Source organism: Desulfogranum mediterraneum DSM 13871 (assembly GCF_000429965.1).
Lineage (GTDB): Bacteria > Desulfobacterota > Desulfobulbia > Desulfobulbales > Desulfobulbaceae > Desulfogranum > Desulfogranum mediterraneum.
Genome location: NZ_KE387005.1, coordinates 256,286 through 271,320 on the forward strand (window position 1 = coordinate 256,286; position 15,035 = coordinate 271,320).

General features: G+C 59.3%; 11 protein-coding genes. 4 read left to right on the plus strand and 7 right to left on the minus strand.

Going from position 1 to position 15,035, the window contains the following annotated elements; all coding sequences use genetic code 11:
* Positions 1-10: 10 nt before the first annotated feature.
* The 4 genes from G494_RS0117800 to G494_RS24315 form a co-directional block, all read right to left on the minus strand.
* Positions 11-1,792, minus strand: coding sequence for a hypothetical protein (locus tag G494_RS0117800; RefSeq protein WP_028585604.1), 1,782 nt, complete (start codon positions 1,790-1,792; stop codon positions 11-13).
* 573 nt (positions 1,793-2,365) lie between these two features.
* Complete coding sequence (locus tag G494_RS0117805; RefSeq protein ID WP_153305937.1) at positions 2,366-2,779, minus strand: hypothetical protein; 414 nt, start codon at positions 2,777-2,779, stop codon at positions 2,366-2,368.
* A 284-nt stretch (positions 2,780-3,063) separates the two neighbouring features.
* Complete coding sequence (locus G494_RS0117810) at positions 3,064-3,297, minus strand: EF-hand domain-containing protein (RefSeq protein ID WP_035247320.1); 234 nt, start codon at positions 3,295-3,297, stop codon at positions 3,064-3,066.
* Positions 3,298-3,642: 345 nt separating this feature from the next.
* Positions 3,643-7,074: a transglycosylase domain-containing protein gene (locus tag G494_RS24315; RefSeq protein WP_161630013.1), complete on the minus strand. Its 3,432-nt coding sequence runs from the start codon at positions 7,072-7,074 to the stop codon at positions 3,643-3,645.
* Between the two features lie 288 nt (positions 7,075-7,362).
* Between G494_RS24315 and G494_RS24320 the strand changes: the two genes are divergently transcribed.
* The 3 genes from G494_RS24320 (at position 7,363) to yhbY (ending at position 11,019) form a co-directional block, all read left to right on the plus strand.
* On the plus strand, positions 7,363-9,057 hold the full coding sequence (locus tag G494_RS24320; protein ID WP_051305838.1) for a LysM peptidoglycan-binding domain-containing protein: 1,695 nt from the start codon (positions 7,363-7,365) through the stop codon (positions 9,055-9,057).
* Positions 9,058-9,439: 382 nt separating this feature from the next.
* Complete coding sequence (locus G494_RS0117830) at positions 9,440-10,636, plus strand: TraB/GumN family protein (RefSeq protein WP_028585607.1); 1,197 nt, start codon at positions 9,440-9,442, stop codon at positions 10,634-10,636.
* A 65-nt stretch (positions 10,637-10,701) separates the two neighbouring features.
* A complete protein-coding gene (gene yhbY, locus G494_RS0117835; protein ID WP_028585608.1) occupies positions 10,702-11,019 on the plus strand; it encodes a ribosome assembly RNA-binding protein YhbY in 318 nt (105 codons plus the stop codon).
* 142 nt (positions 11,020-11,161) lie between these two features.
* On the opposite strand, the gene G494_RS25770 is transcribed toward yhbY, so the two are convergent.
* The 3 genes from G494_RS25770 to G494_RS0117850 form a co-directional block, all read right to left on the minus strand.
* Positions 11,162-11,638, minus strand: a complete 477-nt coding sequence (locus tag G494_RS25770) for a gamma-glutamylcyclotransferase family protein (protein ID WP_084457057.1) — start codon at positions 11,636-11,638, stop codon at positions 11,162-11,164.
* A gap of 323 nt (positions 11,639-11,961) precedes the next feature.
* Positions 11,962-12,489 (minus strand): cob(I)yrinic acid a,c-diamide adenosyltransferase, encoded by a 528-nt coding sequence (gene cobO / locus G494_RS0117845; RefSeq protein ID WP_028585609.1) that lies wholly within the window; start codon positions 12,487-12,489, stop codon positions 11,962-11,964.
* A gap of 176 nt (positions 12,490-12,665) precedes the next feature.
* Positions 12,666-13,400 (minus strand): dienelactone hydrolase family protein, encoded by a 735-nt coding sequence (locus tag G494_RS0117850; RefSeq protein WP_028585610.1) that lies wholly within the window; start codon positions 13,398-13,400, stop codon positions 12,666-12,668.
* A gap of 352 nt (positions 13,401-13,752) precedes the next feature.
* Between G494_RS0117850 and G494_RS0117855 the strand changes: the two genes are divergently transcribed.
* Positions 13,753-15,009, plus strand: coding sequence for a serine hydroxymethyltransferase (locus G494_RS0117855; RefSeq protein ID WP_028585611.1), 1,257 nt, complete (start codon positions 13,753-13,755; stop codon positions 15,007-15,009).
* The last annotated feature ends 26 nt before the right edge of the window (positions 15,010-15,035 follow it).

Below are 15,035 nucleotides of genomic sequence, written 5' to 3' on the forward strand. Positions count from 1 at the left end.
TGTAGATTCATCAATTATTCGCTTCATCTCCTGCCGAAGGTACGAGCTCGACCGGCAGGCCCCCCTCCAGGGAGGCATCGTTGCCGACGGTCAGAGGTGCCGTCAACAGCGTCGGGTCAAGCGACTCGATCTCCTCGTTAATCCGCACCAGGTTCCGCCTGACCTTTTCATCCAGGCCGGCCTGGGGATACTTGACCAGGATATCCTGGAGCAGTTTCCGGGAGGCAAAGAGGAGCTTGGCCTTGCCGGCGGGATCTCCGGTGCGGTTGGCCCGAACAAACAGTTCAGCTGCCCTGCCCCGATCTTCGACGGCTGCCAGCCGGGCCGCCTCATCGATCCGCACCCTGGCCTTGCCCTCATAGGGTGAGGCCAGGAGAGTAGTGAAGACCTCGATGGCCTGATCATACTCCCGCGCCTCGAGCAGGGTCATCCCCTGGTTCCAATCTTCCTGGAGTTCCTGCTCCTGAACCAGCCGATCGGTCTCGATGGCGATGGATTCAGAGGTCAGGAGTTGTTCACTCTTTCGGCGGAGCAGCTCCTGTTTATCCAGGGGCAGAATTCCACGGGGAACCCGCTCGATCATCAGCAGGGCCTCCTGATACTCCTTGCCACCGGCCAGGGTGTCGATCTTTGCCAGGAGCTTCTCCAGCCACTGATCAGCCTCCTTACGGGCCAGCTTCAGAAGAACATCGACATTGGAGGCAACCGGAGAGTAGGGATACTGCTCAATGTACTGCTGGGCCTGCTGTACCACCCCGTAGCCATCCCGGTCCGGATTATAGCCCAGGTAACTGCGCAACAGGGCTGCATAGCCCTTGACCTCCTCGCCCTGATAGCTCTGCCGTTCCAGGGCAGAGAGCTGCTGATCGGCCCAGCCATTCTTGACGGCCAGCCTGGAGTAGATCTCAGCCATCTCCCGATACCTCGCCCGGGCCGAGTCATAGATCTCCAGCCCGAACTCCAGATCGCCGATCAGTTGAATCAGGCGAAATTCCCATTGGGCCTGGTCCTGCTTGCGGATGGTGGCCAGCAGATTGCCAAAAACCGGGCGGGCCTCGGCCTCACGGCGACTCTTCAGCAGGGCCTGGCCATAGAGAAAGGTGGTCGTAAAGGCAGGGGATTGACCTTCTTCAAGGGGGAGTTGCTCGTAACGGCTGATGACCTGGGCATACTCCCCCTGGTCATAATGTTTCTTGAGCTGCTCTTCCTCGGCATGGAGGGTGGAGACCTGAACCCGTTCCAGGGACTGGGCAGGCGGAGCCGTGGTGAGGTCCTGATTACAGTCGCCCTCCAGATAGCGGAAATCCTGCTCACTGAGACTGAGCAGGGAGTCGGCAGCCAGCAGTTGGGCAGCCTGGAGCTCCTCCTTATCGAGCAATCGCCGATGGAGGGCGTTGTAGCCCACCAGGATCTCCTGAAGTTGCACCCGGCAGGCACTGAGGGTATTGAGCAACTCCTGGGACCGGGGACGGTTGGCGGCCTGCTGCTGAAGGGCCTGGAGCCTCTCCAAGCGCTGCTCATAGGCATAGATCCGGTCGTTGATCAGGGTCAGGGTGGGCATGAGCAGCTCCTGAACCGGCACCACCGCCCCAGGCTCCTTCTCCTCCACCCGGAGGGGGGCGATTTCGACACCTTCACGCTGGATAGCTGCCTGACGCTGCGCTCGGCCCTCATAGGGGCTGATGGACTGTTTCTGGGCGACACAGCCCCCCAGCAGGAGGAGACAACAGCCGCCCAGGCTGAGCCATCGCCCGGCAGCACCGACCACACTGGCCTGGATTACGTTTACCACAAAACCTCGCCTGTTTATTGAAACCACGTGACACCCAAGACTCGGCCTCTCAGCGGGGCGCAGAGCGCTGCTGACGGCTGAGCACAATCGCTCCGGCGGCTGCCGCGGACAGGGCCGGATCGATGCCCTCCCTGCAGCACCACACCGTCATCTGCGGAGAGGTTCGGATACAGGGGGGAAAATGGGCAGGGATAAGATAAAAATATGCGGAAAGATATCAAATAAAAGCGGGAGGGACAATCGCTTTCTTACCAAAAGCAGGAAAAACCAGGGAAAAGCAATCAGGGGCAGGAGCTGGCGGGGCGCATGGCCAGGGGGCCTCTTCACGCCCTCTGGCGAGACCGGCCTTCAGAATATCATACCCCGTTTTTCGAGAGGCCGGCGAATCAGGCAGAGCCCCCTCCAGGTACCTTGAAAAATAAGAGCTTTTGCTCTAGCTTAAGTCGCAAGATAGATTTCACCTGAGGCAGCGGTTTGATATTATGAGGATAAAATCTTCACCATAAAGCAGAGCAAAGTAGAGGTTGGAAGATAAGCCAACTTTTCAAGCTGGCCTTTATTCCAGCAGGCAGGTTAGGACTCCCCCTGCTCTTTAGCGGCCACGGCAGCGGCATGTTGCACTTCCAACTGGAGGAGCTGCTCCTTCTTGTGCGCTATCATCTCCTGTTGCTCCTCGTCATCCACAGCAGCAGCCTGCTCCAGGGCCTGGATCTCCTTTTTCAGCTCCTCAATCTGCTTTTCCATCTTTTTGAGAAGCTGTTCAACCGGAGACTGGGACTCCTCAGAACTGGCTGCTGTCTTTTCCTGACCCTGTTGGGACTTCACCAGCCCTTCTTCGGAAAGCTCCACCGTGTCGCTGCCAACCGTATCACCGCCTTTGACCGCCTCCCTCGATGCAGCAGCCTGGCGGCCGGACTCAACCTCCGGGCTCAGCAATGACCTCTGCAGTTGAACGCTCTCCCTGGCTACGCTTCCATCTATTTCCACGACGCTCCCCCTCTGGTTAAGCTAATGAAAAATCCTATACAGCGAGTGCAATCATAGGCCAAGGTCCCGGACCAGGCAAGAGACACAGCGTGGCACTAGCGGGAAAATCCAGTGGTTTGAGGGGCTCCGGCAGAAAAAATGCCCGAAAAAAAACAGCCTTGGCAGAAGGCTGAGCAGAAAGGATGAAGTCTGGCTTGAATGCAGCTCTCGGCTCAACAGCGGGGAGAATCCCTGACAGGGAACAGCGGGTACAGCAGGGGCGATCACTGCACCCGGGGTTTCAGCTACTGCTGGACAAAGAGGATCAGCTCACTGTGGCTGATTTTTCCATCCTTATCAATATCAAGCACCCCAAACTGTTCCAGCAGCTCAGGCACCCGCTCGGCCTCCTGGGCGGAAATGTAGCCGTCTCGATCGAGATCAAGCTCCAGGGGGACATTATCGGCAGAGCTGATCGTCGCCCCGGCCAACAGGGCTGCCATTGCCGTTATTGTCAGGATTACGCGTGTTCGTCCCATGGTTATTCTCCTCTACAGTGATGGTTGATCATTGGGCCAGCTTGAATCGTATCTTTCAAGCTGGTCATAGGAATGCCTGGACCTGCTGCAGCCCACTGCAGCCATCCAGGCACCGATCCCCCTCTGAAGCAATCACTGTGCCAGCAGCTAAAACCACCGATCAACAGAGAGTTACACTCCGTGCAGGTCCGACCGCCACGACTGTAAGCGGTCCACTGTAGCCCTGCGCCGACAGCTGCCTGTCCGGAGCGACCAGCCAACAACCAAAGATCAGCCAGTTACCCTGTCGTCTCCCTGCTACAGCAGCCGCCCCCCCTCCCCCGGGCTTCCCGGGAAAGGCAGCAATCAGGGCGCAGAAGACAGGGCTCCCTCCGGGCTGTTCCTCTCCGGGATGTTGGCCCAGTAGGGACGGAAGTAGCGCCTGGGCTCAAACTGGCCATCGCTGGCCATGGTTCCATAGCTCAGGCTGACCGGGGCACGACCCGGGGTTCGACGACGGACAAGGCTGCCGCGGGAAGGCAACAGCCCCCCCTGCTTGGGCTGCACCCGGACAAAGACCTGATCAACCGGAGGGTAGCGGAGCTGCAGACCGTTGAAGGTCAGATCCACCAGGTCAAGCCTCTCACCCACCCCGTCCCGGGCAAGCAGGGCCTCGGCCACCTCGCTCCAGATAGGCAAGGCACCCATGGCGCCGCTGACCCTGTTGGTACCCTTGACCATGGATTCGTTGGTGTCATAGCCGGTATAGACCCCCAGACTGTAGCCCTGATCGAGCTGCATCAGGGCCTCGTTCTCGCCCTGGAGCACCGGCACATAGCCGAGAAAGGAGGCATTACGGTAACCGTTGGCAGTGCCGGTCTTTCCCAGAAGCGGTACCGGCAGATCAAGCTCTGCCAAGCCCTGTTCCCGCTCAGGGTTGACGCTGTGCAGCCGCACTGCCCTCCGGGCGTACCTGCCGGTGCCGTGTTGAACCGTATTTTCCAGGATATGGCTGGTCGCAGCCGCGGTCTTGGCATCAAACACCGGCTCCGCACTCATCTGCTGTTGGTAGATGAGCTCGCCATCCGGGGCCTCTATCCGCTGGATAATGGCCAGGCCGGCAAGATCGGCAGCGGTTTCCTCCTGCTCCTCAGACGCTTCCCGGGGCATGATCGGCTGATAGCGTTTACCCGTAACCAGGGTCTCATACATCCGAACCGCCTCAACCAGGGTAATCACATTGGAGCCCAGGGGAAAGGAGAGCACCGGCTCAAGCTTGGAGCTCAGGCCGCAGCGTTCGCCCAGTCGCACCAGATAACGCAGCCCCAGCATGACCCGATAGTCACGGACATGCCCCAGGACCTCCAGAGAGTAGGGAAGCGACCCGGCCAGGGCCGCCTCTTCCCGTGCGACCTGCTCCTTCAGGCGTTGATAGGCCGAGAGCGTCACCACCCCCTCCAGCTGGAGTTCCTCCCAAAACTGGAGCTTTTGAGCGGAGTTGAGGGTCGCGACAAAGGAGACCACCTGCTCCATGGGCCAGACCATCCACCCCTCGGGCAGCTCTTTCTTGAAGGTATAGATAACCCGGCCCTGCCCATCCTGAACCAGGCTCCCGGGAAAGGGCTGCTGCCAGGCAGGGCTGCTGCCGCTGAAGTGCACGGCCTGCTCAACCTGACTGCGGAGGGTGGTCAAGCCCTGATATACCTCGGCCAGACTGAGATAACTCGACTCCAGGAGACGGAGGCGCAGCTTGAGCTCGGCCTTTTCCCTGGACCTAAGGCCTTTGGCCTTCTGTGCCGCTGCCAACTCTTCCTGGAAACGCCCAAAACCCAGCCCATAGTGGAGGCGCTTGAGCTGTTCATACCCCGCACTGTCATCGTCAAAGAGAAAGTCGGCCCGCAGGGCCTGTTTCGCCTTGGTAAAGGCCGCCTCCCTGAGTGTCTCCCTGCTCACCACCACCCCGAAGTCGTCCCGAATGCGCCGACGAAACTGCTGGTAGCCCTCCTCCTGCTCACCGTCCCGGCGTGGGGCCATATCCAGCTGTTGGGCCAGCTCGCGCAGCCGGGGCGGGGTAAGGTGATCGGCCAGATGATAGAGCAGCCAGACCGCGGCCACATTCTCTGAACTGACTCCGGCCCAACTCATGGAGACCCGTTCATGGGGACTGTGATGGTCGGGCCGGGGAAAATAGGGGTGGCCCATGAAGACAAAGACATCACGACGGTTATCCAGGATATCCACCGCACTCCAGCCCAACTGCATGGCTGCGGCAAAAACAAAGGGCTTAAAGGTGGAACCCATCAGCCTCCGGGCATCGACGGCCCGGTTGAAAAAACGATCCTGCATTCCTCCGGCCATGGCCCGGATGGCCCCCTTCTGGAGGGCCAGGACCCCGCCTTCCACCTGGGGATAGCGCTCAAGACGCGCCTGGAGCAAGGGTGCATCTTCCAGATCGCTGGCTGCTGTCTGCTCTTGCTCCTCCTTGAGGCTCAGGTAGACCTGATCTCCTGGCTGGAGTTGGCGCAGCAGGGCCTTGCGATCCTCGGGAGCGGCCGTGCTCCAGCGGTTGTTGCGGTTCTTGGCCAGGGCCTCGACCATGCGCTCCAGCCCGGCCTCATCGATCACGGCCCGGGCCCCATCCTCCCTGCCCAGGCTGACGGTGATCACGGCTCCCTGCTGCTTCTGGTCCGCAATCTCCAGGATGGTCCCAAAGACAAAGGCCCCGGGCAGCAGTTCACGGTCTCCCTTATAATCCAGGGCAGCGTACTCCTCTTGGACCGTCCGGCGGTCGTAGCCGCGCAGGCGTACATCCAGGCCGGAGAGGTGAGACCTGAGGGCGTACAGGGTCCGACGCTGGATCTCCTGATCCAGGGTGGTGATGACCCTGATCCCTGAGGTGGCCACATTATAGATGCCGTGCTCTTCCAGGGCCTGGGAGACCAGTTGGGTGCGGAGACCGTCACGGACCATGTCCATGGCCGTATTGAGTCGATAGGCCATCTTGCCCCGATCAAAGATCAGATCCCGTTCCTTTGCCGCTGCATACTGTTCTGGAGTGATGGTGCCGGCCTTGAGCATCTTGGCCAGGACGTAGCCCAGCCGCTGGTCGACCTTTTTTCTGGCAGCCGCAGGATGGGCCTGATTCCAGGTGGTAAAGGGGTTATAGTAGTTGGGCCGCTTGACGCTGCCGGCGATAAAGGCGCACTCCAGCAGATCCAGGGCCGCAGGTTCCTTGTTGAAGTAGTAGCGGGCCGCCACCCCCAGCCCGTGGCCGTTACCGCTGACAAAGAACTGATTACTATAGAATTCCAAGATTTTTTCTTTGGGATAGCGATACTCCAGGCGCAGGGCAAAGAGCAGCTCCTTGAGCTTAGCCTTATAGCTGCGGGACTCGCGCTTAAAGAGATTTTTGGCGGTCTGCTGGGTGAGGGTACTGCCCCCCTGGACCACCCGCCCTGCCTTGAGATTGGCCACCATGGCCCGGATAATCCCGGGAATATCCACTCCGAAATGGCTGAAGAACTCATCATCTTCGGCGGCAACGATGGCGTTGACAAAGTGGGGGGGGATATCCCGGTAGCCCAGGTACTGGCGATGAATCCCTTCAAAGAGCACCCCCAGCTTGGTGGTGTTGTCCTGAAAGTAGACCTGACTCTCGCGGCCGAGGATATCCTCGATGTAGGCGGTCTCAATCTCAGGTCCGGGATTGACCACCACCAGATAGTAGAGTCCGCCGGCCACCAGGGCCGCCCCTAAGAAGGCCAGAAAACAGCCGACCAGCATACAGTATTTCAACACCTTCCACATATCATCCAGGACCAAAGGTCAATTAGTGATTTCTCTAGTCTGCCCAGGCCAGCGCCGGCCCCTCCGGCCGCCGCCTGCTGCAGGACGCTCAGATCAAAAAAAAGAAAGAACTCAGGGCAAAAAAGGCGAGTTACCCTCAGAATTTATCCTGTACAATACCACCTGGTAGTGGTATTAAACTCGCAGAATAGTGATTTTTCACGATCATCATACTGCGGAGCCCAAAAAAAACAATATGATTCCAAGGCAATATCCGCGCAGCCCTATCTACCTATTTCTATGACTGTATCGTCCCGTCTACTCCTCTGCTGCGCCCTCTGCAGCTGCGCCGCCCTCTTCTCCGCCTGTGCTCCCCTCACCAGCCTCCAGCCCTCGACCCTGGGGGGAGGCATCGAGGCCGCCAACGAGGCCCTCGACCAGCCCACTCCAGAAGAGATCAGCTACCTGGACATAGAGAGCGAAGACCATCTGGATGAAGAGCTGGCTGCCCTGGAGCAGGCCGGAGCCTGGGAAGCCACGGCCCCGGAGGAGATATCCCAGGGGCCAGCTGCAGTCATCTATGACTTTCCCATCACCATCAACACCCAGGTCCAGTTTTACCTTGATCAGTTTCAGGGACCACAGCGGCGCCACTTTCAACGTTGGCTGGCCCGCTCCACCCAGTTTCAACCCTTTATCGAGGCAGAGCTGAACAAGGCCGGGCTGCCTCGGGACCTGGTCTTTCTGGCCATGATCGAATCGGGGTTTAACCCCTCCGCCTACTCCAAGGCCCATGCCGCCGGGCTGTGGCAGTTCATCCGGGGCACCGGTCGCAGCTACGGCCTACGGATCAACTCCTGGGTCGATGAACGCAGAAACCCGGAAAAGGCCACCCGGGCAGCGATCCAGTATCTCTCCTTCCTCTACCGGGAGTTTGGCGACTGGCACCTGGCCGTGGCAGCCTATAACGCCGGGGAAGGCAAGATCGGCCGTGGCCTGAAGCGCTACAAATCCAAAGATTTCTGGCATCTGGCCAGCCGCAGGTACCTCGCCCTGGAAACCAAACGTTACGTCCCCAAACTGATTGCCGCCATCATCATCGGCCGCGACCCGGAAAAATACGGCTTCAATGAGGTACCCTACCAGAGCCCGGCCACCTTTGACCGGATCAAGGTGCCGGCGGCCACCGACCTGGAGGCCGTGGCCGTCACCGCAGCCACAGATATCAAGACCCTGCGCAGGCTCAACAACGAACTGCGCCGCAATCAGACCCCGCCGGGCAAGAAGGAGTACCTGCTGCGCATCCCCGAGGGCACCCGCCAACTGGTGGCCGAGAACATGCACCGCCTCCACCCGGTGATCACCACCGCCTATACCACCCATACGGTCCGCAGGGGTGATACCCTCACCAAGGTCTGCAGGCAGTACAAGATCAACAAGACCATCCTGCTCAAGGCCAACAAGCTGCGCACCGCCTCGCTCCGCAAGGGCCAGCGACTACGGATCCCCTACCGGACCACCAAGTATATCCTGCTCAAGGAGGGGGAGACTCCGGCAAGTCGTTTTGCCTCAGCCGGCAAAGACGGGCGGATGATCCTCCACCAGCTGCAGAAGGGTGACACCCTCTCCAAGATCGGTAAACGCTACGATGTGCCGGTGGCCGTGATCATGCAGTGGAACGGAATCAGGGATGTCCGTAAGATCCGGGCCGGTGAGCAGATCGCCCTCTACATCGCCTCCCCTGAACCGGTCCGCCTGGCTGCAGCCGATCCTGCCGGAACCAGCGGGGTCGTCATCCTCAGGGCCCAGAAAAAGCAGCCGGCTACAGCCAGCCCGGCCGCAGAACGTCAGGTCTGGTATCAGGTCAGAAACGGCGATTCCCTCTGGACCATTGCCCGAAAGTTTCAGGTCTCTGCCCGGCAGTTACGTTCCTGGAACAACCTCCCCTCCAACCTGATCCATCCGGGAGTCAAACTGGTCATCAAGAAGGTATAAGGCTGCAGGTATATGGCTACCGCTCTTTCCAGCTTAATGGCCACAGAGCCGGCCCCCCGAGTGGTCTCCTCCCTGAAGAACGACGGCTCCGCAATCATTCTGCTCCTTAGCCGGGATTTTGCATCGACTTGGAGTTGCATTCTCTCTGAATCGGTTTATGGTATGAGCTGTCCTTGAACAGACAGGGGGGGTTGGGTTGTCCCCCTCAAACCTAGGCCGCCTGGGCCGCCTCAAAGACAAAGAGTCGTCGACCAGCTCTTCCCACCCTGTCCACCAACCCTTATCCAGCGACAAGGGGCAAAGCAGCCAGTCCCAGGATCCAACACCCTCAGGCAAAAACAGCTCTGATCACCTACCTCTATCCCATCTTCTCTACGGTTTTATGAATACAACCAACTTTCCCATTGGCGATTATCCCGAAGATGTCACCACGATCCGGCTTAACCAAAAAACCATTCTCCTGGTGGGTACCGCCCATATCTCCAGGCAGTCAGCGGATCTCGTCGAGGAGATCATCAACCGGGAAGATGCCGACATGGTCTGCATAGAGCTCGACGAGAAACGCTACGCCGCCCTGTCCAAGCCCCAGCGTTGGGAAAACCTTGACCTCAAGGAGGTGGTGCGCAAAAAACAGCTCTCCACCCTGATGGTCAACCTGATCCTCTCCTCCTACCAGAAAAAACTCGGCGGACAGCTCGGGGTGATGCCGGGAACCGAACTGCTCGCCGCCGCCCGGGCAGCAGAACGACAGGATATCCCCATAGAACTCTGTGACCGCAACATCCGGATCACCCTGCGCCGTGCCTGGCGAGCGACCTCACTCTTTAAAAAGGGCTACCTGCTCACCAGCCTGCTGGCCAGTCTCTTTGACAGCACCCAGCTCAACGAAGACAAGCTCAGCGAACTGCGGAGCAAGGATATGCTCTCCGAGTTGATGGAGGAACTGGGCGGCACCTTTCCCGACACCAAACGGGTCCTGATCGATGAACGGGATGTCTTTATGGCGGAGAAGATCAAACACTGCCCCGGAGAACGCACCGTTGCCGTGGTGGGAGCCGGTCATGTGGCCGGGATTATCCAGGCCCTGGAAAACGACAACCAGCACCTGATGGAAGAGATCAATACCATCCCGCCGGTGTCGCGGGCCTGGAAGATGCTGGGCTGGTCCATTCCGGTCCTGATCCTCTGCTCCATCCTCCTGATCGGCCTCAAACAGGGGGCAGGTGAGGCCGGCGCCAATGCCCTGTACTGGATTCTGGCCAACGGGATCCCCTCCTCCATCGGCGCCCTCTTTGCCCTGGCCCATCCGGCCACCATCTTTTCGGCCTTTGCCGCAGCACCGCTCACCAGCCTGACTCCGGTGATCGGCGCCGGCTATGTCTGCGCCTTTGTCCAGATCATGACCAAACCACCTGTGGTCAAAGAGTTTGACCGGGTGGGCCAGGATATTTCCTCGCTCACCGGCTGGTGGAAGAATAAGCTCCTCCGGGTCTTTCTGGTTTTTCTCCTCACCGGCCTGGGTTCCAGTATCGGTACCTGGCTGGGCGGCTACCGGATCGTCAGCAACCTGTTGAGCTGAACCTTAAGTACCGCACAGCAGCTGGCCGACAGTCCTTTTATTCACCTCTACCATTACAGCAACGCATGACAGAAGATCATACCCCGAGCCTGACCACCAGACAGAAAAAGAACCTCCGCGGCCATGGCCACCACCTGGAACCCACGGTGTACGTCGGCAAAGAGGGGGTCACCGCCAGTGTGGTCAAGGCGGCGGCAAGTTCCCTCAAGGCCCATGAACTCATCAAGATCAAACTCGGCTCCAACTGCCCCCTTGCCAAGAAGGAGGCGGCCGAACTCCTAGCCGAGCAGAGCGAAGCCACCCTGGTCCAGCTCATCGGCAAGATGGTCCTCCTCTACCGGGCCAACCCGGAACTGCCCAGGGACAAACAGCTCCGCCCCTGAGCCGGCAGGGCTGCCTTGTCCACGCTCTGCCCTGGGGCTTAAAACAAAAATAGCCGACCTCAAGAGAGGTCGGCTATGGAGGGGTCCAAAGATCTTGGCAGGGGTGTTCGGGAAGGATCGACCCGCTGTCCCCTGGAAGGATTTAGATATCACCCCGATCAAACAGATCCCGGCGATCCTCGACAAACCAGTTGATGAATCGTTCCAGGCCGTTTTGGAGAAAACGATCAAATTCCCAGGGATCGCCGGAGAGCAGTTTTGTATACTCCTCCTTGATGGCATAGGCCCAGGCCTCTTCAACGGATCCGTCAGGCAGGGTGATCGCAACCACCACCCGCTCATACTTGTCCCCTTCAAAGGCATCGAGTTTGGCAATGGCCTGCTCATCCATCCCCCAGTAGATCTTCCCGGAAACCGCTCCACCCTCTTCGACGATAATTCCGGGATACTCTGTTTTCTCTACCCGGTAGCGCGCCCAGTCATGCAGGGTCGCCTCCTGGCCGGAGTATGCCTTTCCAGTAACAGCTTTCATGACCAGCGGTGATTGTAACGTACCGTAGCAAAATAAAGATTTTTCTCCCATAGCGTTCCTTACCCGTTGTTTCATTCCATCTTTCATTCCCTCGACCCTCGACAAGAGCCGCAAGGCCGGACATACCCGACAATTACCTCCGCTGTCGTCTTCTGCCTGCTTCGCCTGAAGGCACTGCAATCACAACAACCGTGCCCTCCTCGGGCAGCGCACGGCCCTTGCCGTTACACACTCCCCAGCAGGGTTCTTCCAAAATCAAAGGGGTACCATACCGCATCGTATTTTATTTTCCAAGCCCCTAAAAAAAAAACAGGGCAGCTGCCCGGCAGGCATGGAGCGGCCACGCTCCTCCAGCCGGTAAGCCGCTGCATCTCCGCGATATTGAGATTTGCTGCCCCAGGGAAGAGCGGCTAATATTCCACCCCTCTCTGGGCCTTGATCCCCTGTTGGTAGGGGTGCTTCACCACCTGCATCTCGGTGACCAGATCGGCAAGCTCGATCAGCTCTCCGGCGGCATCCCGTCCGGTGATCACCACATGCAGTTCAGGGGGTTTACGGCCGAGCACGTCCAGGACCTCGGAGAGTTCGATCATCCGGTAGGAGAGCAGATAGGTGAACTCATCGAGCACCACCAGCTGATACTTGCCGGAAAAGATGGCTTCCTTGGCCTTGTCCCAGGCACCCTGGGCCAGGGCGCGATCATGCTCAGGATCATCGGACTTCCAGGTAAAGCCCCGTCCCATGACATGAAGATCGATGAGATCCTCAAAACGTGCCAGCCCATCTAGCTCGCCATATTTCCAGGCCCCCTTGATAAACTGGATAAAACAGACCGGCATGTCGTTGCCGGCGGCACGCATGCTCATGCCCAGGGCTGCGGTGGTTTTACCCTTACCATGGCCGGTAAACACCAGCAGTAATCCTTGAGTACTCGCCATACCTTCTCCTAGATCAGAGGGGAACCGTAGAGAAGGGCAGAGTTGCCCCCTTCTCCTGACTGTCATTCTGAAACGGTGCTATTGTTCCCCAAATCAGGGGCCCTGTCAATCCTCCCGCAGACAGTAAGGCTCCCCAACACCCTTTTGCACCAAGAGCATGATGGTGTGACGGCTGCTCAGTGAAGCACCTCCCTGAGAAAGAAGCGGAACCTTGCCCAGGATCGACGATCAGCAAGCGGGTGATAGCGTGGCGAGCCGAAGACCGTGAAGGCATGGGGAGCACCGCTGTAGGTTGTCATCTCATGTGGGATGGAGGCCGCTTCCAGGTCCTCGGCCAGCTCGGCAAACTCCTCCAGGCTGACTGCGGCATCACGACTGCCGTGGAAGACCAGCACCTCTCCTCTGACCCGGCTGTAGTCCTGATCTTCCGGGGTCCCCAATCCGCCATGGAAGCTGACAAATCCTTTGAGCTTGGCCCCGGAACGCGCCCACTCCAGGACCGCGGCCCCACCGAAGCAGTAGCCCACGGCAAGGCTGTTTGTCAGATCCGCCCCCTGGCCGCCGGCTGCCTTGAGTGCCGCATCCATCAGGAGTCGCATCCGGTGGCGATCTCCATAGAGCTCTTCGGCCAGACGTCGCATCTCCGCACGTTCTGTCGGCCGGACACCCTCTCCATAGAGATCAGCCACAAAGACATCATAGCCCTCTTCGACCAACATCCGGGCTCGTCTCTGTTCATAGGCTGTGGGCCCGTCCCAGTCATGGAGGATCACCACCAGGGGTGCGGCGGCTCCTGCTCTGTAAAAGGAACCGGCAAAAGTCTGGTCCTGAACGGTGTAGAGGACCTCTGTACCCTTGGCCTGGAGAGGGCCGAGCAGGACGAGGAGGCAGGAGAGTACTAGAGGATGCATAACATTCTCCCTTGGGTTCCTCACCTGAAACTAAGAGCGTCAGGCAGGAGGGGTGCGGATAAAATCTTGAACCTCTGTCTGAAAAAGAGTAATGCTCCTGGCGAAAAATGGCAATCGCAGCTTGCGGTTTGACCGCCGGACCAAGAGGGCAGCCTGACCGGCTGCAACTCCGGACCATGGCATGGGATTTTCTGCTGTGCAAGCACTGCAAGGTTGATTATGATAGCGATCAGCCAAAAACCCAGCCAGGGGCAAGGGGCCGCAAAAGGCGGCCTTGGCCCGGGTGAGGGAAGCCATAGCTGACCAACCAATCCCGCCAGAGAGCGGGACAATAGATAATGAAGGAGAACCCATGAACAACCTACAGCAGCAGGATCAGGAGATCTATGACCTGATCCAGCAGGAAGAACAACGCCAGGCCGACAAGATCCGCCTGATCGCCTCGGAAAACTACGTGTCCAGCGCCGTGATGGAGGCCACTGGCTCGGTCTTTACCAACAAGTATTCCGAAGGCTATGCCGGCAAGCGTTACTACGAAGGCCAGCAGTATGTGGATCAGGTTGAGCTCCTGGCCATCCAGCGGGCCAAGGACCTCTTTGGCGCCGACCATGTCAATGTCCAGCCCTACTCCGGTTCCCCGGCCAACCTGGCCGTATACCTGGCCTTCATCAAGCCCGGAGATACCATCCTGGGCATGGCCCTGCCCCACGGCGGTCACCTGACCCACGGTTCCAAGGTCTCCATCTCCGGCAAATACTTCAATGCCGAATCCTACTCCCTGGACCAGGAGACCGGCACCCTGGACTATGATGCCATCCGCGCCAAGGCCAAGGCCTGCAAGCCAAAGATCCTGATCGCCGGCCACTCCGCATTTTCCAGGGTGCTGGACTTTGCCGAGTTCCGCAAGATCGCCGACGAGGTCAATGCCCTGCTGCTGGTGGACATGGCCCACTTTGCCGGTCTGGTGGCCGGTGGCGCCCACCCCTCCCCCATCCCCTATGCCGATGTGGTCACCACCACCACCCACAAGTCACTGCGGGGACCACGGGGCGCCATGATCCTCTGTAAAGAAGAGCATGCCCAGGCCATCGACAAGGCGGTCTTCCCGGGGATCCAGGGTGGGCCGCACAACAGCACCACCGCAGCCATTGCCGTGGCCCTGAAAGAGGCGGCCAGCCCGGCATTCAAGGAGTACGCCGCCCAGATCGTGGCCAACGCCAAGACCCTGGCCACCACCCTGAATGAGCAGGGATTCCACCTGGTCACCGGCGGCACCGACAACCACCTGCTGCTCATTGACCTGACCAACAAGGGCGTTACCGGCAAGGTGGCGGCCAAGGCCCTGGATGCGGCCGGTATTGTCCTCAACTACAATGCCGTACCCTTTGACCCGAGAAAACCCTTTGACCCCAGCGGCGTCCGTCTGGGGACCTCGGCCGTCACCTCCAGGGGCTTCAAGGAGGCGGAGATGGTCAAGATCGGCAACTGGATCAACGCCATTGTCTCTGCTCCCGAGGACCAGGCCCTCCAGGCAGAGACGGCCCAGGCGGTCAAGGACCTCTGCGCTGCCTTTCCGGCACCCGGCCTGGAGCACCTGAGCAAGGGCTGATCAGCCGGTCTTACGCCCGGACCATT